The 19,158-nt window shown below is 67.5% G+C and carries 15 protein-coding genes; 5 read left to right on the top strand and 10 right to left on the bottom strand.

Annotated features, from left to right (window positions below):
- Window positions 1-162: 162 nt before the first annotated feature.
- On the bottom strand, window positions 163-1,365 hold the full coding sequence (locus tag ACZ7KI_RS04415; protein ID WP_470271850.1) for an MFS transporter: 1,203 nt from the start codon (window positions 1,363-1,365) through the stop codon (window positions 163-165).
- 111 nt (window positions 1,366-1,476) lie between these two features.
- Window positions 1,477-2,577, bottom strand: a complete 1,101-nt coding sequence (locus ACZ7KI_RS04410) for an adenosine deaminase (protein ID WP_470271771.1) — start codon at window positions 2,575-2,577, stop codon at window positions 1,477-1,479.
- A gap of 210 nt (window positions 2,578-2,787) precedes the next feature.
- Between ACZ7KI_RS04410 and ACZ7KI_RS04405 the strand changes: the two genes are divergently transcribed.
- Window positions 2,788-3,876 carry a PA containing protein gene (locus ACZ7KI_RS04405; protein ID WP_470271770.1) on the top strand — a complete coding sequence of 363 codons (1,089 nt, stop codon included), beginning with the start codon at window positions 2,788-2,790 and terminating at the stop codon, window positions 3,874-3,876.
- A 681-nt stretch (window positions 3,877-4,557) separates the two neighbouring features.
- Here ACZ7KI_RS04405 and ACZ7KI_RS04400 read toward each other — a convergent pair.
- The 8 genes from ACZ7KI_RS04400 to ACZ7KI_RS04365 form a co-directional block, all read right to left on the bottom strand.
- The gene (locus ACZ7KI_RS04400) at window positions 4,558-5,841 is read right to left on the bottom strand and encodes a thymidine phosphorylase (protein ID WP_470271769.1); all 1,284 of its coding nucleotides are present in this window, start codon (window positions 5,839-5,841) and stop codon (window positions 4,558-4,560) included.
- Window positions 5,838-6,227, bottom strand: a complete 390-nt coding sequence (locus tag ACZ7KI_RS04395) for a cytidine deaminase (protein ID WP_470271768.1) — start codon at window positions 6,225-6,227, stop codon at window positions 5,838-5,840. Before ACZ7KI_RS04395 ends, ACZ7KI_RS04400 begins: the two co-directional genes overlap by 4 nt.
- Window position 6,228: 1 nt before the next feature.
- On the bottom strand, window positions 6,229-7,503 hold the full coding sequence (locus ACZ7KI_RS04390) for an ABC transporter permease (protein ID WP_470271767.1): 1,275 nt from the start codon (window positions 7,501-7,503) through the stop codon (window positions 6,229-6,231).
- Window positions 7,500-8,597 (bottom strand): ABC transporter permease, encoded by a 1,098-nt coding sequence (locus tag ACZ7KI_RS04385; protein WP_470271766.1) that lies wholly within the window; start codon window positions 8,595-8,597, stop codon window positions 7,500-7,502. Before ACZ7KI_RS04385 ends, ACZ7KI_RS04390 begins: the two co-directional genes overlap by 4 nt.
- A complete protein-coding gene (locus tag ACZ7KI_RS04380) occupies window positions 8,594-10,177 on the bottom strand; it encodes an ABC transporter ATP-binding protein (RefSeq protein WP_470271765.1) in 1,584 nt (527 codons plus the stop codon). The genes ACZ7KI_RS04385 and ACZ7KI_RS04380 overlap by 4 nt, the downstream gene beginning before the upstream one ends.
- Window positions 10,178-10,258: 81 nt before the next feature.
- On the bottom strand, window positions 10,259-11,398 hold the full coding sequence (locus tag ACZ7KI_RS04375; RefSeq protein WP_470271764.1) for a BMP family lipoprotein: 1,140 nt from the start codon (window positions 11,396-11,398) through the stop codon (window positions 10,259-10,261).
- A 268-nt stretch (window positions 11,399-11,666) separates the two neighbouring features.
- Complete coding sequence (locus ACZ7KI_RS04370; RefSeq protein ID WP_470271763.1) at window positions 11,667-12,425, bottom strand: Tat pathway signal sequence domain protein; 759 nt, start codon at window positions 12,423-12,425, stop codon at window positions 11,667-11,669.
- Between the two features lie 2 nt (window positions 12,426-12,427).
- Window positions 12,428-15,265 (bottom strand): glycosyl hydrolase family 95 catalytic domain-containing protein, encoded by a 2,838-nt coding sequence (locus ACZ7KI_RS04365; RefSeq protein WP_470271762.1) that lies wholly within the window; start codon window positions 15,263-15,265, stop codon window positions 12,428-12,430.
- A 431-nt stretch (window positions 15,266-15,696) separates the two neighbouring features.
- Between ACZ7KI_RS04365 and sdhC the strand changes: the two genes are divergently transcribed.
- The 4 genes from sdhC to ACZ7KI_RS04345 are packed head-to-tail and all read left to right on the top strand — an operon-like array spanning window position 15,697 to window position 19,115.
- Entirely contained in the window at window positions 15,697-16,140 is a 444-nt protein-coding gene (gene sdhC, locus ACZ7KI_RS04360) for a succinate dehydrogenase, cytochrome b556 subunit (RefSeq protein WP_073847418.1), read from the top strand.
- A 2-nt stretch (window positions 16,141-16,142) separates the two neighbouring features.
- Window positions 16,143-16,562, top strand: a complete 420-nt coding sequence (locus ACZ7KI_RS04355; protein ID WP_037315751.1) for a succinate dehydrogenase hydrophobic membrane anchor subunit — start codon at window positions 16,143-16,145, stop codon at window positions 16,560-16,562.
- 28 nt (window positions 16,563-16,590) lie between these two features.
- Window positions 16,591-18,345 carry a succinate dehydrogenase flavoprotein subunit gene (sdhA, locus tag ACZ7KI_RS04350; RefSeq protein ID WP_470271761.1) on the top strand — a complete coding sequence of 585 codons (1,755 nt, stop codon included), beginning with the start codon at window positions 16,591-16,593 and terminating at the stop codon, window positions 18,343-18,345.
- Complete coding sequence (locus ACZ7KI_RS04345; RefSeq protein ID WP_465500959.1) at window positions 18,345-19,115, top strand: succinate dehydrogenase iron-sulfur subunit; 771 nt, start codon at window positions 18,345-18,347, stop codon at window positions 19,113-19,115. The genes sdhA and ACZ7KI_RS04345 overlap by 1 nt, the downstream gene beginning before the upstream one ends.
- The last annotated feature ends 43 nt before the right edge of the window (window positions 19,116-19,158 follow it).

Raw genomic sequence — 19,158 nt, 5'->3', positions numbered from 1 at the left:
GAAGGTGCCGGTGCGCTAAGAACCGGGAAAAAACCCCCGGGGAAAAACGCGCCCCCCAACACAAACAAACCAGACTCCCCTGGTTCGGGGGGGGGGGGTGGGGAAAAACCCCCCCCCCCCCCCCACGACACCCACACCTCTGAACCCCAGGATGAAAAAGGCTCATCGCACTTGGGGGTTCTCGTGCTTGACGGGCACCAGCGCGATCGCGAGGACGGGGAAGACCGCCGCCACGCAGAAGGCCAGCGCGTACCGCGAGTCGCCGATCACGAGGCCGAGCATCGGCGGGGTCAGCGCGGCGGCGATGTTCTGGCCGGTGTTCTGCGTGCCCATCGCCCGCCCGGCCCACGCGAGCCCGGCCATCTCCGCCGAAGCGGTGAACCCGAGTCCGTTGTCGGACACGGTGATCACCGCGGCCAGTACGAGCGCGAGCAGCACCAGCCACGGCCACGTCGCGTCCCCGAGCGCGACCAGCAGCATCACCGCGGCACTCGAAACGGCCAGTTGCCGCATCGGCCGCAGCCTGCTGCCGACGCGGTCGGACCAGTAACCCGACGCGAGTCTCCCCAGCGCGCCGAGGATCTGGACACCGCCGACGAACAAGCCCGCCGACGCGGCCGTCCAGTGGTGCATGGTCACCAGGTACACCGGCGTGAACGCGGAAACCGTGAACTGCGGGACGACGAGCAGCGCGCTCGCACCGTGGACCCGCCACAACGCCGGCTTCCGGTACGGCGACGGCGGCTTCTCGCCGGTCGCGGATCGCGTCTCCGGGCGCGGCGGATCGACCAGGAGCCAGGCGACGAGCAGCGCGACGACGATCGCGGCCAACGCGGGCAGCAGGAGCGAGACCTGGAAACCCCAGCGATCCGCGAGTGGCGGGAGGCCGAACGCGGCCACTCCCACTCCGAGCGGTTGAGCCGTCTGGCGGACACCCATCGCGAAGCCGCGTTCGGCCGGGCCGAACCAGCCGAGGACGGCCCGGCCACTGGCGGCGTTCACTGACGCGGTGCACGCGCCGGCGAGCAGGAACACCCCAAAGAGAACCCCGAGCGAGTGATCACCGAGAGCCGCGTACACGAGGAGTAATCCCGATGCACCCAGCCCTAGAGCGATGACCAAACGCTCTCCGTAACGATCCGCGGCCGCACCCCACAAGATCAAGGTGAACAACAGGCCAAGACTCGGCGCCGCCACCACCGTTCCCGCCTCGGCCAGCGTGAGCCCCTCCGCACGCTGCATGGACGGCACCAGGAACGGGATCCCGTAGAGGAACGAACAGCTCGCGGTCTGCGCGGCGAGGCCGAGCGCGAGAATGAGCCAGCGTCGTTTTCCGCCGATCCCCACGTCCATGACCTGCGACATCTTCGCCACCGTTCCACTATTTGGGAAAGTTCTCCTATATAGTGAAATATAGTTGGCTATGCTAACGAACGCAACCGCCGAAGTGGCGGCCGCGTTCGGGCCTCCGGCGCCTCAGCGCAGCGCGGCGTACCCGGGCTTGATGACCGTGTTGATGATGCCGAGCCGTTGGTCGAAATCGAGGAACGCGGATTTCATCGCATTGATGGTGAACCACTCCAGATCGGCCAGGCCGAAGCCGAACGCCTCGGCCAGCGCGGCGAATTCGCTGGTCATCGAGCAGCCGCTCATCAGCCGGTTGTCGGTGTTGACCGTGACCCGGAAGCGCAGCCGGGTGAGCAGGCCGATGGGATGCTCGCCGATCGAGCGCGCCGCTCCCGTCTGGACATTGGACGTGGGGCAGATCTCCAGCGGGATCCGGCGGTCGCGGACGTAGGCGGCCAACCGTCCCAAATGGACCGTGCCGTCACTGTCGGTCTTGATGTCCTCGACGATGCGCACACCGTGACCGAGCCGTTCGGCACCGCAATGCTGAATCGCCTCCCAAATGGACGGGAGCCCGAACGCCTCCCCGGCATGAATGGTGAAATGCGCATTATTCGTACGAAGAAACTCGAATGCGTCGAGATTTCTGGTAGGCGGAAATCCATCTTCCGGTCCGGCGATGTCGAAGCCGACGACGCCGGCGTCGCGGTAGCGGACGGCGAGGCCCGCGATCTCGAGGGCGCGGGCGTGCTGGCGCATCGCGCAGAGCAACGTCCCGACCCGGATCCGGCCGCCTCCGGCGGCCACTCTCCGTTCACCTTCCTCGAAACCGGCCTGAACGGCCTCGACCACCGCATCGAGTGACAGGCCGCGTTCGACGAAGAGTTCGGGGGCGTAGCGCACCTCGGCGTAGACGACCCCGTCGGCGGCGAGGTCTTCCACCGCCTCGGCGGCCACCCTGACCAGCGCTTCCTCGGTCTGCATCACGCCGCAGGTATGCGCGAACGTCTCAAGGTACGAGACGAGGGAGCCGGAGTCTGCGGCGTCGCGGAACCATCGGCCGAGCTCGACGGGATCCTTGACCGGCAAGGCCGTGTACCCCGTCTGGTCGGCGAGTTCGGCCACCGTGGCAGGCCGCAGCCCGCCGTCCAGATGGTCGTGCAGGAGGACCTTCGGAGCACGGGTCAGTACCGCCTCCGGGATGCGGGAACTGCTGCTTTCAGAGGACATACGTAACGGTAACCAGCCTGTCATTCCCCTACATGGCGGTAAGTCCCCTGCTCGGCTTAACCCTCAGCTTTGTCGATCAACGGCTGAATCGGCCATCAGGGGCAGCGGGTGACATTGTCCGATACCCGGGGGCCATACGCACAGCAATTTCGCAATGGATAAGCTTCGGGTCACGTCCCTCCCATTTCCCCGCCCACGAAGGACACCGCAGTGACCACTGACAACAACATTGCAGCCCCGTCCTTCGACCGGATGCGCAACATGCTGGTGCGCGCGGCCGAAGTGCGTGAGAGCGAACAGCAGCAGATCTTCGACGCGCTCGACGACATCTACGCCCGTCTGGCCCCGGTCGACTCGCTCGGCGCCGTCCGCAAGCGGCTCTCGGAGATGCCCGACCGTACCGAGGTCAGCGTGCTCGCCGAGCGCCTCGACGAGACCATGTCGCGGCTCGAAGCGCAGGACAACGCGCTCGCCGCGCTGACCCGCGCCGTCGAAAGCATCGTCGACAAGCTCGCCAAGCCGTTCGCCCAGCTCGACGGCCGCCTCGACGGCATGGCCGCGAAGTTCGAAGGCGTCGCGGGCCGGATGGACGGTCTCGAGGACAAGCTCCAGAACATCCACCGCCGTCTCGACGAGCTCGGCGCGCACCTCGACAAGCAGGACGTGAAGACCGACTCGCTGCCGCAGTCGGTGATCGGCCCGGTGCGCGAGCGCGTCGAGCAGGCCGAGTCGGTCCTGCGCGACCGCGTCGACACCGTCGACCGCGAGCTGCGCACCCGCGTCGAGAACCTCGACAAGGCCACCAAGGAAAGCCTCGCCGCGAACGCCGACGCGCTCAAGACCGCGCTGACCGAGACCGGCGAGATGATCGACGCCTCGGAGCGGCTCGACGGCCTCGGCGACAGGCTCGAGAAGGTCACCTCGCGGCTCGACGACCTGGCCGAGCGGCTCGACAAGGTCGAGGACGGCTTCACCGGACGGCTCGGCGACCTCGACGGGTCGATCCGCAGCGGCCTGTCCAAGGTCGAGAGCACGCTGTCGAAGCAGCCGGACACCGACTCGGTGGACACGCTGGTGCGCAAGAGCAACGACGAGTCCGTGCGCCGCATCGGCGGCCAGCTGGACGAGGCCATGGCGACCTTCGCGGAGCTGATGCTCGGCGGTGGCCCGGCCCTGCAGCAGATCTCCCCGCCGCCGCCCGCGCCGCGTCAGCCGCGCCGCAGCTCCCGCAACGGCCGGGCGCCCAAGGCGGCCGACGCCAAGACCAAGGCCGATGGCGGCGACGAGACCTCCGACTGATCCGCTTGTAAGCACGTGAAGGCCCCCTTCGCTCGACTGAGCCACAGGGTCCCGGCAAAGTCGGGACCGTGCAGGTCGGGGGCCTTTTCGTCATGGCGCAGGCCGACGTCTATGAAGGAATTGGGACGTTGAGTATCCCAATTCCTTCATAGACACGGGTTCACACCCGGTTGCGAAGCTTGATCAACAGAGCTTCAGGGGCATGCCCCTGAACCCGGTGCACCTCGAGTGTGGAGGATTTGGGACGTTGAACGTCCCAAATCCTCCACACTCGGACCCCGCAGGCATCAGCGATGCCACATCCGGACCACCAAGAAACAGTGCCGACCAGCAACTCTGCGACTTTGCCGCGACCCTGGGCTGAGCCAAGGGAAGGGGCCTTCACGCTACTCAGCCCGGCCCCGCCGCGTCGCCTTTAGCGGGCTAAACGCGATCCGCGCTCCACGCGTTTCGTCCTCTAAACGCGGAAGTACGCAGTACGAACCACCGCATCCAGAGGACGAAACGCAGGACCGACCGGAGCGACTTTCGCCCCCTGATCGCGATCCGCCCGCCCGACGTCGCCGACCTGCGTTTAGCGGGCTAAACGCGATCCGCCGGGCACTGACGTCGCGCACTCGTCCGGCCGCAGAACCGAGCGCCCCCTGCCACGCCGACCTGCGTTTAGCGGGCTAAACGCGCTCAGGAGGGGCGGACGGTCTCCAGGACCAGGGGCGTGGACGCCGGGGCTTCGGAGGCGACCGCGTAGGCGTCGGTGAGCGCGGCGAGTGCGGACGGGACGGCGTCCGGGGTGTCCGTGTGCAGCTCCAGGAGGGGCTGTCCGGCCTTGACCTCGTCGCCCGGTTTCGCCAGGCACAGCACACCCGCCGCGGCCTGCACCGGATCCTCCTTGCGCGCCCGCCCGGCCCCGAGCCGCCAAGCGGCGACCCCGACCGAGTACGCGTCCAGCGAGGACAAGACACCGTCCGAAGGCGCCTCGACGACATGCACATGCTTAGGCCGCGGCAAAGCGGCCTCCGGATCCCCGCCCTGCGCGGCGATCATCCGGCACCAGGTCTCGTAAGCCCGCCCCGACGCGAGCACCTCCGCAGGGTCCACTTCGGACAGACCCGCCAGCGCCAGCATCTCCCTGGCCAAAGCCACGGTCAGCTCGACGACGTCGGCCGGGCCACCGCCGCGCAGCACCTCGACCGACTCCGCGACCTCGATCGCGTTTCCGACGGCATAGCCCAAAGGCACGTTCATGTCCGTGATCAGCGCCGTCGTCGCGACGCCGTGCGCGGTCCCGATCTCCACCAGGGTCCGCGCGAGTTCACGAGCCTGCGGAAGCGTCTTCATGAACGCGCCGGACCCGGTCTTCACATCGAGGACCAGTCCGGCCGAGCCCTCGGCGATCTTCTTGCTCATGATCGAGCTCGCGATCAGCGGAATCGACTCCACCGTCGAAGTCACGTCCCGCAGCGCGTACAGCTTCTTGTCCGCGGGAGCCAGCCCGGACGTCGCCGCACAGACCACCGCGCCGACGTCGTCGAGCTGCCGCATGATCTCCGAAGTCGACAAAGCGGCACGCCAGCCCGGGATCGACTCCAGTTTGTCCAGCGTCCCGCCGGTGTGCCCGAGCCCGCGCCCGGACAGCTGCGGCACGGCCGCCCCGCACGCCGCCACGAGCGGCGCCAGCGGAAGCGTGATCTTGTCGCCGACCCCGCCCGTCGAATGCTTGTCGATCGTCGGACGGCTGACCTTCAGATCCAGCCGCTCCCCCGAGTCGATCATCGCGCCGGTCCAGCGCGCGATCTCGCCGGAGTCCATCCCCCGCAGGAAGATGGCCATCGCGAGCGCGGCCATCTGCTCCTCGGCGATCTCGCCGCGGGTGTACGCGTCGATGGTCCAGTCGATCTGCTCGTCGGACAGCCGTCCGCCGTCCCGCTTCGCGCGGATGACGTCGACGGCGGCGAACGCGCTCACGGTAGGTCGTCCGGTCCGAACGCGTCCGGCAGCACCGCGGACATCGGCAGGATCCCGCTGGGAGTGTCCACAAGGCACTCCGCGCCGCCGTGCTCGAACAGGATCTGACGGCAGCGGCCGCACGGCATCAGCAGATCACCGGCGCCACTGCGGCAGGCGACCGCGACGAGTTTGCCGCCGCCGGTCAGCCGCAGCTGCCCCGCCATCGTGCATTCCGCGCACATGCCCAGACCGTAGGACGCGTTCTCGACGTTGCAGCCGACGACGATCCGGCCGTCGTCCACCACACCCGCGACGCCGACGTGCAGACCCGAGTAGGGCGCGTACGCCGACTTCGCCGCCTCGACGGCTTGAGCCCGCAGGGCTTCCCAGTCGAACTCCGCCATGTCAGTCCTCACCTCGCCGATAGAGAGCGCCGTCCGCCTTGGGCGGCCGTAGCCGCTGCGAAGCCACCGCCAGCACGATCAGCGTCACGAAGTGCGCGGTGTACGGGATGAGGTCGCTGGGCAGGTCGTCGTTGGTCCAATAGATCGCGTACAGCAGCCCCGCGCCGGCGACACCGAGCGCGGCGGCGATCCACTGACGGCGGAACAACTGCACGACCACGATCACGGCCAGCAGGATCACCGCGCCGTACAGCAGCGCGAGCACCGCGGTCCCGCCACCGGCGAGCTGGAGCCCGTCCGCGTAACCGAACAGCGCCGCGCCGCCGAGCAGGCCACCCGGCCGCCAGTTGCCGAAGATCATCGCCGCGAGGCCGATGTAGCCGCGGTTGTTGGTCTGGTTCTCCAGGTAGTCCGCACCGCCGGCGAGCAGCACGAGCGACGCGCCACCCATTCCGGCGAGCCCGCCGGAGATGAGCATGGCGATGTACTTGTGCACGTAGACGTTCACGCCGAGGGATTCGGCCGCGACCGGGTTCTCACCGCAGGACCGCAGCCGAAGGCCGAACCGCGTCCGCCACAGCACGAGGTAGCTGATCGGGACCAGCGCGATCGCGATCATCGTCAGCGGCGCGACCTCGGTGATCAGGCCGTTGAGGATCCCGGCGAGGTCGGAGATGAAGACGCGCTGCATCTTCTCCAGATCCGCGAGCCAGTCCGAGAGGAACGTCGCCGAGTAGGTGTCGAACTTCGGGACCGGCGGCGACTGGCGCGGGTTACCCGAAAGCGGGGTGAACACCAGGTTCGCGAGATACTTCGCGACGCCGAGACCGAGCAGGTTGATCGCCACACCGGAGACGATGTGGTTGACGTTGAAGGTCACCGTCGCGACGGCGTGCAGCAGCCCGCCGAGCGCGCCGAACACGACCGCCGAGATCAGCCCGGCCCAGACCCCGCCGTGGTACGCGCCCCAGGCGGCACCCCAGGTGCCGAGGATCATCATGCCTTCGAGGCCGATGTTGACCACGCCCGCGCGTTCGGCCCAGAGCCCGCCGAGCGCGCACAGCAGGATCGGCAGCGCCAGCCGCAACGCGGTGTGCGCGGTGTTGGTCGAGGTCAGCGTGTTGACACCGGTGGCGTACGAGGCGGCCGAAAGCACGCCGACCGCCAGCAGACCCCAGATGGCGCCCTTGGCCCAGCCCGGAATACGGCGCTTCTGCCGTTTCACCGGCATGGTGGTCCCGCCCGTGTTGGGCGAAAGAACGTCCGCGGTGGTCACACCGCACCTCCCTCGGAAACGCTCGACCCCTTGCGGCCGTTGCCTGCCAGCGCGCGACCGACGCGACGCTGTTCGGCGGCCAGATCGGCGCGGCGCACGACCTCGTACGCGATGACGACCGACAGCACGATCACGCCCTGCATGATCGTGGCGATCTCCTTGGACACGTTGATCTGCTCGAGCGACACCGCGGACCGGTCGAGGAACGCCCACAGCAGCGCGCCCAGCGCGATCCCGGCCGGGTGGTTGCGGCCGAGCAGGGCGACCGCGATCCCGGTGAAGCCGTACATCTGGGTCGAGGTGATGCCGTAGCTGAAGTCGCGGCCGAGCAGTTCCGGCATCGCGACCAGACCGGCGACACCGCCGGAAAGCAGCATCGCGATCAGCGTCATCTTCTTGGCGTTCACGCCACCGGCGGCGGCCGCCGTGGTCGATTCGCCGGACGCCTTGAGCTCGAAGCCGAACCGGGTCCGGTTGAGCATGAACCAGTAGGCGGCGCCGATCAGCGCGGCGATGAACACGAAGCCGAACAGCTCACCGGAGCCGATCGGGATGCCGGGGATCCGGCCGGTGTCGGCGATCTCGCGGGTGGCGATGTTGTTGCCGGTCTGCACGCCGAACTGGTCCGCGTTGACCAGGAACGCCACGATGCCGCCGACGATCGCGTTCAGCATGATCGTCGAGATGACCTCGGAAACGCCTCGGGTCACCTTCAGCACGGCCGGGATGGCCGCGTACAGCATGCCGCTGAGCACCGCGACGACCAGGATCGCCAGCACGTGGATCACCGGCGGCAGCTGCAACGCCCCGCCGATGATGGCGGTGACGATGGCGGCGAACCGGTACTGGCCCTCGACACCGATGTTGAAGAGGTTCATCTGGAAGCCGATGGCCACCGCGAGCCCGGACAGGTAGTAGACCGTCGCGAGGTTCACCGTGTCGACGGCTGTCGAGCCCTTGAAGAGCTGGCCGATCATCGTGCCGTACGCCTGCAGCGGATCGGCACCCGAGATGATCAGCGCGATCGCCGTCAGGATGACGGCGAAGACGATCGCGAGCAGAGGCGGCAGCAGCCTCGTACGCCAGGAACTCACGCTGCACCTCCAGTTTCGTCAGTGTCTTCGGAGGCACCCGTCATCGCGCAGCCCAGTTCCTGCGGGGTCACGGTCGCGGGGTCGGCCGCGCCGACCAGCCGTCCGCGCAGCATGACCTGGATGGTGTCGGAAAGCCCGATCAGTTCGTCGAGGTCGGCCGAAACCAGCAGGACGGCCAGGCCGGCCGCGCGGGCCTGGCGGATCTGTTCCCAGATCAACGCCTGCGCGCCGACGTCGACACCGCGTGTCGGATGCGACGCGATCAGCAGGACCGGATCCCCGGAGAGCTCGCGTCCGACGATCAGCTTCTGTTGGTTACCACCCGAAAGCGCGGCGGCCGGGACGTCGATGCCCGGGGTACGGACGTCGTACTCCTCGACGATGCGGCGGGTGTCCTCACGCGCGCCGGCGATGTCGAGCAGTTGCCCCCTCGCCACCGGCTCGCGCGTCTGGTAGCCGAGAATCCTGTTGACCCACAAGGGTTGCCTGAGCAAAAGGCTGTGCCGTGTGCGGTCTTCGGCGATGTAGCCGATCCCGGCCTCGCGGCGGGCGAGCGTCCCCAGTTTGTGCAGTTCGACGACCTTGCCGTCGACCCCGGTCAGCTCGATCCGGCCGCCGCCCTTGCGCATGCCCATGATCGTCTCGACGAGTTCGGTCTGGCCGTTGCCCTCGACTCCGGCGATCCCGAGCACCTCGCCCGCGTGCACGGTGAAGGAGATGTGGTCGAGCACGTTGCGCTCGGACCCCTCGGCGCTCAGGCACACGTCGTCCAGGCGGAGGACGGCACGATCGGTCACGGTGGACTCGCGGGTCTCCGGGCTGGGCAGCTCCGAGCCGACCATCATCTCGGCCAGCTGGCGCGAGGTGATCGTCTTCGGATCGGCCGTGCCGACGGTGGTGCCGCGGCGGATCACGGTGACCGTGTCGGCGATCGCGCGCACCTCGTCGAGCTTGTGCGAGATGAAGAGGAAGGTGAAGCCGTCCTTCTGCATGGCGCGGACGGTTTCGAACAGCGCGTCGACCTCCTGCGGCACGAGCACCGCGGTGGGCTCGTCGAGGATGATGATCCGCGCGCCGCGGTAGAGCACCTTGACGATCTCCACGCGCTGGCGGTCGGCGACGCCGAGTTCCTCCAGCAGCGCGTCCGGCCGGACGTGGAGGCCGACCCGTTCGGCGAACTCCGCCAGTTTGGCCCTGGCGGCGCGGCCGATGCCGTGCAGGTTCTCCGCGCCGAGGAAGACGTTCTCCCCGACGGTCAGGTTGTCGGCCAGCATGAAGTGCTGGTGGACCATCCCGATCCCGGCCTTGATGGCGTCCTGCGGATTGCGCAGTTTCACCGGCTCGCCGTTGATCGCGATGTCGCCCTCGTCCGGCTGCTGCATGCCGTAGAGGATCTTCATCAGGGTCGATTTGCCCGCGCCGTTCTCGCCGCAGACGGCGTGCACCTCGCCCTTGGTGACGGTGAGGTTGACGTCGGAGTTGGCGACGACACCGGGGAATCGCTTCGTGATCCCGGTCAGCTGCACGGCCGGTTCACCCCGGTCGGGGGCGTCGGTGACCTCGGCCTGGGGAGCGTTCATGAAGAAGCCATCCAGTTCATGGGAGTAAACAGGTGGGGGCTCGGAAGGGGTTACCCTCCCGAGCCCCGCTGCGAAAGAACCTTACTTCTGCGGCTTGTCCGACACGGTGATCGCCCCGGAGACGATCTGCGCCTTGTAGCCCTCGAGGACGTCCTTGATGTCGTCGATCTTGCCGCCGGAGGTGGCGTAGCCGATGCCGTCGACCTTGAGGTCGAACCGCTTCGGCAGCGACGTCAGGTCGCCCTTCGCGAGCGCGCGGAGGTAGTCGAACACCGCCACGTCGACGCGCTTGAGCATCGAGGTGATGATGACGTCCTTCGACGCCTCGACCGTCTTCTGGTTGTACTGGTCGGAGTCGACGCCGATGGCCATGGCGTTGTTCGACTTCGCGGCCTCGAAAACGCCCTTACCGGAGGCACCGGCGGCGTGGTAGACGACGTCCGCGCCCTTGGCGATCTGGGCGGCGGCCTTCACGTTGCCCTTCGCCGGGTCCTGGAACCCGGAGAAGTCACCGGCCGGGGTGAGGTACTCGTCCTCGATCTTGGCCTTGGTCGAAGCGGCCTTCACACCCTGGAGGAAGCCGGCCTCGAACTTCTGGATCAGCGGCGTGTTGACGCCACCGACGAAGCCGACATGGCACTTCTTCGACTTGTAGGCGGCGGCGACACCGGCCAGGAACGAGCCCTGCTCCTCGGCGAACACCAGCGGGGTGACGTTCGGCGCCTTGACGGAGTCGTCGTCGACGATCGCGAACTGGGTGTTCGGGTACTTCGGCGCGATGGCGCCGACGGCCTTGGCGTAGGCGAAGCCGACCGCGATGACCGGGCTGAAGCCCTGCGAGGCGAGCTGGTCGAGACGCTGCGACTTCGCGGCCTCGTCCTCGGTCGCGGCGGCGGTGCTTTCGGTGACCGACGTGACGCCGAGTTCGGCCTTGGCCTTGTCGGTACCGGCGGCGGCGGAGTCGTTGAACGACGCGTCACCGCGGCCGCCGACGTCGAAGGCCAGCGCGACCTTGAGCTTGCTGCCGTCCACCTTCTCGCCGGCCTGGCTGGTGCTCGTCGAGGCGGCGGCCGCGGCGGGCGGCTTGGGCGCGGTCACGCAGCTGGCGGACTGATCCCCCGTGCTCGCGTTGTTGTTGTTCCCCGCTCCGGAATCCTTCGCGCACCCAGCCAGTACCAGAGCACCGGCCATGGCAGCGGCGGCCAGCGCGGTTCCACGCATGCGACGCAACGTGTGTCTCCCTCCCCGCTGATCCAGCGGATGGTCCGAAGAAACGGCCCGGCGATGAATGCCGGGTCGACCGAGGAACGGTACCTAACGGCCGCTTAGCCGCCATAGGAAAGGCACGCTACGTAACACAAACGTTTACTCATGAGTCGTACGCGCGACGAATGGAGTACTTACGGTGATCGAAACGGAGTAGTCGCGTGAAGGCTCCCTGGTCACGTTCGGCGCCTTCGCCACCGTCGGTGAGCACGCACCCGGCTCCTCACACGAGCTGGAAGGACTTCAGCCCGCGAATGTTCTGGTGACAGTTCTTCAGACCGGACGACTCCAGGCTGCGGTAAACGCCCCACTTCGGCCGGAGATAGTTCACGTCCCGCCACAGATCCGCGGCCTTCCGGACGTCGGCGACGGTCTTGGAACCGTCCTTGAGCACACAGCGCAGGTAGCCGCTGTGGGACGCCTTGAACTCCCAGGACACGTCGATCCACTTGTTCTGCAGCGGCGCGTAGTCGGCGAGGTCGGCCTCAGCGCCCGAGTCACCGGCGATGGTCAGCACCCCTTTGCCGCCCTTCTGGCGTGGCGTGAGGGTCCACTGTGGAGGGCCGACATCGGGGACCTTCATCTGGAACAGGTGGGTGAACGCCGTCGTCGCGGTCAGCTCGGCAGGCCAAAAGGCCTGGTAGGAGATCCGCCAGGTCTGGTCGCGCAGGATCTTGTACGTCGTGTCGCCGTCGCGCATCCCCTTCGCCTCGTTGCGCTGCCGGTCTGTCGATGTGTCGACATCTCGCGTGTGCATGTCGAAGCGCCAGTGGTCGCCTTCGGGGTAGATGTGCTTGACGCCCGGATGCGAGCCGGCGCGGTCGTCCTCCAGACCTTCGAACGCGCGCAGACCGTCCTTCACCGGATCGGGACTCCACTTCAGCGTCCAGGTCGCCGCCTCCGCCGTCCCGGTACCGAGCGCGGCCGCGCCGAGCACCCCGGCGCCCAGGATGAGCGCCTTCCGGCGGTCGAGGTTCTCCATGGCTACTTTCCCTTCTCGAGGGTGACCGCGAAGACATGCGGTCGCGGGGTGGCGGCGGCAGGGAGCGTGACCGACACGACCTGACGCGCCGGGTCGAGCGGGACACGCTGATGGAAGATCGCGAGCTTCACCGGCTGGACACCCGCGCGGGAGTGCAGCTGATCGGCGGTGACGGCCTCGCTCTCGCCGAAGGCCGCCGCGGAACGCCATCCAGTGAGGCGCAGGGGCACGTCGGCCGAGCCATCCACATAGGACACTGTGATCGCGGTGACCGCGTTGCCGGTGTCCGCGGCGCCCAGCAGATGCAAGGTCGCGTACTTTCCCGCGGGCAACGGGATCGTCGCGCCGACGACGTTGTTCGGCGTGCCCTCGCTGCCGTTGACGAACAGGAACGGCACGCCGTCGTCGGTCACCTGCCCGGTCTGCGGCAGCTGAGCGGCCGGATAGGTGTTGCCTCCGCCGTCGAAATCGCCGTCCCCGAGGTAGAACTCGCTCGTGACGCCGTCGGAGTTCAGCACCGCGGCGAGATCCACCAGGACCAGGTCTCCGGCGGGCGGCAGCGCGGGAAGTCCCCACGGCGGCGCGGGTTCGGAGATCGGGACCGGCGCGATCCTCGTGTCCGGCCGCCTCCCTTGGGCATAGACCAGCACCTCGTGGCCGCGAGCGAGCTCGATGATCACCGTGCCGTCGGGCCGCTGCCGCCAGTGCCGCGCGCCCTCGACCTCGAGTTTCCCGGGGATCGACGGCCTGAGTTTCAGCGGCTCGCCCGCCAGGCTCCGGACGCGGACGAACTTCGTGACCCCGGCCTCGCGCACCGCGCTGACCAGGAACGCGCCCTGTGTCCGGAAGTCGTGCAAGGTGACATCGCGCCAGGTCGCGGGCAGGGCGGGGAAGATCCGGATCGTGTCGCCCCAGCTCTGGCACAGCATGTCGTGGATCGATTGCGCGGCGGACAACGGCGTTTCGATGACCGGGCCCGCTTCGTAGTACATGGTGTTGGGCTGCGCGAACCGCGTGACGAATTCGCGCAACTGCTTCAGCGCGTCGTCCCCGCGTCCCAGCGCCGCGGAAAGCGAGGCCGCACCGGTGAAACTGAACCCCCGCAGGGCGCCTTCGAAACTGATCCAATGCGCCAGCGACTTCGAGATCAGCTCCGCCTGCGCGGGATCGTCGACGTTGAGCAGATACAACGGATAAGCCGCGAGAAGATGTGAGTAGTGGCGGTGGGATTTGGCGAACGGGACGCCGGCGCCGACCATCAAGCCGTTTTCGTCGACGGGGAAGTCGACCAGTTTTTCGAGCACTTCCCGCCACTTCGGCGCGAGTGGATCGTTGATACGCAAGGTCTTCGCCGCGTCCAACAGGGTTCGGCAGCTCCACCGGATCAGCGCGAGGTCGTAATGGCAGTCGGGCGCGCGGCCGTACTCGGGTGAGAACGTCGGTGGCAGATGCAGACGACCGTCGGCACCGGGCGCGAGAAAGTGCAGGTAATAGTTCATCGCCTTGCGCAGCACCGGGAACAGGACGTCGCGCAGGATCGCCACGTCCATGGTGTGGCGATAGCTCAGCCAGACGTTGTGCAGCAGCCACGGCAGATCGCCGATCTCCGCGTCCGCGTCCGGCCCGGGGACACCGACGAACCCGGCGTCGGCGAACCGCGCGTCGGCGCTGCGCCGTAGTCCCATCGAGTCGGCGCGGTACTCGGGCCGGAGGCCGTCGATCAGTGTCTGCCGGTTCTCGGCGATGGTGCGCGGGATCGGATCGAGTTCGAGGTGGTTGGCGCCGTGCACGGGCCAGTATTCGAGCTGGGCGTTGAGGTTGTACCAGACCGAAGGCCACGGCGTCGGCTCCAGCCAAGGCCCGGTGGTCGCCATGATCGGCGCTTCGGCGCGGGCGGCGGACGCCAGTTTGTACAGCTGGATCCAGTAGAAACCCTGCAGCTTCGCGTCCGGAATGGACAGGAAGCTCCGCCGGTGGAAGGCATGCCACCAGCGCCGATGTGTCCCCGCCAGCGCGTCCACGGTGGACACTCCCCCGACGACCGACCGCGCCTTTGCCTCGGCGTCGGTGCCCGGATGGCTGTGCGCCGTCGACAGGAACAGTGTCCGGCCGCCGTGCGCGGCCCGGCGCACTTGATAGACGGTCGCGTTCTGCCCGCCGGCGACGAGCGGCTGGACGACCACGGTGGTTTCGCCCTCGACCCGGGTGACCGGCGGCGGATTCGGCTCGAAGCCTTTCGGCGGCTGCTCGCGGACGATGCGCGGGCTCACCGCGGGAACCGGCGCGAAGGTGAGCCCGAACCCTCGTTCTCCCGCGCTCGGTGCGACGTCCACCACCAGGAGATCCCGGGTGCTGTGCACGAACGCGCGGATCTCCAGCGTGCCCTTGTCCGTGGTCACCGTCCCGGTGAGTTCGGCGTTCCAGAGGTCGAGGCGCAGTCTCGCTCCGGTGAGTTCACCCACCGGTGTGAGCAGGACCTTCCCGATCGGGAGCCGTGCGACGCCCCACTCGTTGCCGAAGGCGGGCCGATGGTCCTGGGATTCGCTGTGATCGACGGTGAATTCGAGCGCGCCCTGGTCGCGATAGACCTGCGTGCCCACGAAACCGTTGCCCAGGAACGGCCCCTCGTACCAGGTGCGCGGCAGCCGCTCCCAGCAGGGATCCTGTCCCGCGAGGAACCGCGACCACTCCGCGTCCGTGCTCATCCCGTGGCAGCCGGTCCGCGATTCGGCCCTCTCCGGCGGATCGGCCGACGCCGTCCCCGGAAGCGCTCCTAAGAGGACTCCGGCGACGGTGCCGCCGAGCAGGTCGCGTCGCGGGAAGCCGGCAGGCTGGCCCATGGTCACCCCATCGTGAACTCGGCCGAGTGATCGGATGTCTGTCCGGCTTGAACGTAAGATATGACATATACCTCGTCAATGATTCGCAGGCATGACGACTCATTCGGCCGATCCTGCCGACAAGCTCCGCGATGTACCGCTGAGAGAGATCCGATGTCCGGCGTCGTGAACGACCGGTCTCGGGGCGTAAGCGACGAATCGGAACGGACTCGCCACCGCCACTCGCGACGGGGCGTGATGTCTGGTCCATCACACAGACGAACCCGGAGGTGAGCCCACCGTGAGGTCCGGGTCTAGCATCTTTTTCATCCACGCTCGATGACCATGATCTCGGCACCGTCGCCGGAGCCGTCCCCAGTGGACGTCCCGGCGGCAGGCGCGGAAACCAGCGGTCAGCGGGCCCAAGCCATGACGTTGGAGGCCGTTCACCGATGTCCACCACGGCTAGCACCGCCACCGAGGCGGCAGCGAGCGATCGGGCGGGTGCCTCACGCCGGCAAGGGACGTTCTACCGGGGCGACCCCGGTATGTGGTCCTGGGTGCTGCACCGCATCACCGGCGTGCTGACATTCTTCTTCCTCTTCGTGCACGTCCTCGACACCGCGCTCGTGCGCGTGTCGCCCGACACGTACAACGAGGTCATCGAGACCTACAAGACCCCGCTGGTCAACCTCCTCGAGGTCGGCCTGGTCGGCGCGGTGCTGTTCCACGCGCTCAACGGCATCCGGGTCATGCTGGTCGACTTCTGGGAGAAGGGACCGAAGTTCCAGAAGCCGATGCTCTGGACCATCCTGGCCATCTGGGTCGTGGTGATGATTCCCGGTGCCTTCTTCATGATGAAGCGCACCGTCGAGACGCTCTTCGGGGGGAACTGACCATGGCATCCGAAGTTCTCGCACTCGACAAGCCGCGCTCCCCGAAGCGCCCCGCCGCCCGGCGGAGCAACTTCGAGCTCTACAGCTGGCTGTTCATGCGCATCTCGGGCCTCGCCCTGATCGTGCTGGTGCTCGGCCACCTGTTCATCATGAACATCCTCGACGGCGGCGTGCACCGCATCAACTGGGGCTTCGTCGCCGGCCGCTGGGCCTCGCCGTTCTGGCAGTTCTGGGACCTGTCGATGCTGTGGCTCGCCGAAATCCACGGCGGCAACGGGCTGCGCACGATCATCGACGACTACGCCCGCAAGGACAGCACCCGGTTCTGGCTGAAGATCGTGCTCTACGTCTCGATGGTGCTGATCCTCGCCGTCGGCACGATGGTGATCTTCACCTTCGATCCCGGTATCTCGGCCAACTGACGCCCACCACACGTTAAGCGGAGTCCTCATGCAGTTCCACAAGTACGACGTGGTGATCGTCGGCGCCGGTGGCGCCGGCATGCGCGCGGCCATCGAATCCGGCCAGCGTGCCCGCACCGCGGTCCTCACCAAGCTCTACCCGACGCGTTCGCACACCGGCGCCGCCCAGGGCGGTATGTGCGCCGCGCTGGCGAACGTCGAAGAGGACAACTGGGAGTGGCACACCTTCGACACGATCAAGGGTGGCGACTACCTGGTCGACCAGGACGCCGCCGAGATCATGGCGAAGGAAGCCATCGACGCGGTCCTCGACCTCGAGAAGATGGGCCTGCCGTTCAACCGGACGCCCGAGGGCAAGATCGACCAGCGCCGCTTCGGCGGGCACACCCGTGACCACGGCAAGGCCGCGGTCCGCCGCGCCTGCTACGCCGCGGACCGCACCGGGCACATGATCCTGCAGACGCTGTACCAGAACTGCGTCAAGCACGGCACCGAGTTCTTCAACGAGTTCTACGTGCTGGACCTCATCCTGACCCCGGACGAGGACGGCAACCCGGCCGCTTCCGGCGTCGTCGCCTACGAGCTGGCCACCGGCGAGCTGCACGTCTTCCAGGCGAAGTCGATCGTGTTCGCCACCGGCGGCGCGGGCAAGATCTTCAAGACGACGTCGAACGCGCACACCCTCACCGGTGACGGCCTCGGCATCATCTTCCGCAAGGGCCTGCCGCTGGAGGACATGGAGTTCTTCCAGTTCCACCCGACCGGTCTCGCCGGGCTCGGCATCCTCATCTCCGAAGCCGTGCGCGGTGAAGGCGGCATCCTCCGCAACGCCGACGGCGAGCGGTTCATGGAGCGCTACGCCCCCACCATCAAGGACCTCGCGCCGCGCGACATCGTCGCCCGGTCGATGGTGCAGGAAGTGCTGCAGGGCCGTGGTTGCGGGCCGAACAAGGACTACGTCGTCCTCGACGTCACGCACATCCCCGAGGAGACGCTGAACGCGAAACTCCCGGACATCATGGAGTTCTCCCGGACCTACCTGGGTGTCGACCCGGTCAAGGAGCCGGTGCCGGTGTTCCCGACCTGTCACTACGTGATGGGCGGCATCCCGACCAACGTCCACGGCGAAGCGTTGCGGGACAACGAAAACGTCATCCCCGGCCTGTACGCCGCCGGCGAGGTCGCGTGCGTTTCCGTGCACGGTTCGAACCGGCTCGGCACGAACTCGCTGCTCGACATCAACGTCTTCGGCCGCCGCGCCGGCATCGCCGCCGCGGAGTACGCGCTCAACCACGATCACGTCGAGCTGCCGGAGAACCCGACCAAGATCGTCGAAGACCAGCTGTCGCTGCTGCTCTCGGAGCACGGTGACGAACGCGTCGCCGACATCCGCACCGAACTGCAGCGCACGATGGACTCGCACGCTTCGGTGTACCGCACCGAGGACACGCTGAAGCAGGCGCTGACCGACGTGCAGGCGCTGAAGGAGCGGTACGGCCGGATCACCGTGTCGGACAAGGGGAAGCGGTACAACACCGACGTCCTCGAGGCCGTCGAGCTGGGCTTCCTGCTCGAACTCGCCGAAGTCCTCGTCGTCGGCGCCCTGGCGCGCAAGGAGTCCCGCGGCGGACACGCGCGCGAGGACTACCCGAACCGCGACGACACGAACTTCATGCGGCACACCATGGCCTACAAGCAGGGTTCTGAGCTGTCCGCCGACATCCGACTGGACTACAAGCCGGTGACCTTCACCCGCTACGAACCGATGGAGCGGAAGTACTGATGACCACGGCAACCCCCGAGAAGTCGGAGGCCGTGTCCTCCGACCACACGCCGATCACCGTCACGCTGAAGATCCTGCGGTTCAACCCCGAGGTCGACACCGAGCCGCACTGGGAGTCCTACGACGTCCCGGCGCAGCGCACCGACAGGCTGCTGAACCTGCTCTTCTACGTGAAGGACTACATCGACGGGACGTTCTCGTTCCGGCGCTCGTGCGCGCACGGCGTCTGCGGTTCCGACGCGATGCAGATCAACGGCATCAACCGGTTGGCGTGCAAGGTCCTGATGAAGGACCTGCTGGAGACCGGCGGCAAGAAGACCGTCATCACCATCGCGCCGATCAAGGGCCTGACGACGCTCAAGGACCTTTACGTCGACATGGACCCGTTCTTCGAGGCGTACCGTGCGGTCAAGCCGTACCTCATCGCCTATGGAAACGAGCCCACGCGCGAGCGGATCCAGTCGCAGGCCGACCGCGACCGGTTCGACGACACGACCAAGTGCATCCTGTGCGCCTGCTGCACTTCCTCGTGCCCGGTGTACTGGAACGACGGCTCGTACTTCGGCCCGGCCGCGATCGTCAACGCGCACCGGTTCATCTTCGACTCGCGTGACGAAGGCGCCGAAGAGCGGCTGGACATCCTGAACGACGCCGAAGGCGTGTGGCGCTGCCGGACGACGTTCAACTGCACCGACGCCTGCCCGCGCGGTATCCAGGTCACGAAGGCGATCCAGGAAGTCAAGCGCGCCCTCCTCTTCAAGCGCGTCTGACACTTCTGCGCTCTGTCCGTGAAGGCCTCCTTGAGGGACCCTG

This window comes from Amycolatopsis sp. NPDC039088 (genome assembly GCF_055598845.1).
Note: the sequence above shows the minus strand (reverse complement) of the source record. Positions and strands in the feature narration are given on the sequence as shown.

Coding starts and splice junctions, on each gene's coding strand:
- ACZ7KI_RS04380 (WP_470271765.1), bottom strand. CDS start 10,177: ATGAACGCTCCCCAGGCCGAGGTCACCGACGCCCCCGACCGGGGTGAA.
- ACZ7KI_RS04365 (WP_470271762.1), bottom strand. CDS start 15,265: ATGGGCCAGCCTGCCGGCTTCCCGCGACGCGACCTGCTCGGCGGCACC.
- ACZ7KI_RS04410 (WP_470271771.1), bottom strand. CDS start 2,577: ATGTCCTCTGAAAGCAGCAGTTCCCGCATCCCGGAGGCGGTACTGACC.
- ACZ7KI_RS04355 (WP_037315751.1), top strand. CDS start 16,143: ATGGCATCCGAAGTTCTCGCACTCGACAAGCCGCGCTCCCCGAAGCGC.
- ACZ7KI_RS04375 (WP_470271764.1), bottom strand. CDS start 11,398: ATGCGTGGAACCGCGCTGGCCGCCGCTGCCATGGCCGGTGCTCTGGTA.
- sdhC (WP_073847418.1), top strand. CDS start 15,697: ATGTCCACCACGGCTAGCACCGCCACCGAGGCGGCAGCGAGCGATCGG.
- ACZ7KI_RS04415 (WP_470271850.1), bottom strand. CDS start 1,365: ATGTCGCAGGTCATGGACGTGGGGATCGGCGGAAAACGACGCTGGCTC.
- ACZ7KI_RS04345 (WP_465500959.1), top strand. CDS start 18,345: ATGACCACGGCAACCCCCGAGAAGTCGGAGGCCGTGTCCTCCGACCAC.
- ACZ7KI_RS04370 (WP_470271763.1), bottom strand. CDS start 12,425: ATGGAGAACCTCGACCGCCGGAAGGCGCTCATCCTGGGCGCCGGGGTG.
- ACZ7KI_RS04395 (WP_470271768.1), bottom strand. CDS start 6,227: ATGGCGGAGTTCGACTGGGAAGCCCTGCGGGCTCAAGCCGTCGAGGCG.
- sdhA (WP_470271761.1), top strand. CDS start 16,591: ATGCAGTTCCACAAGTACGACGTGGTGATCGTCGGCGCCGGTGGCGCC.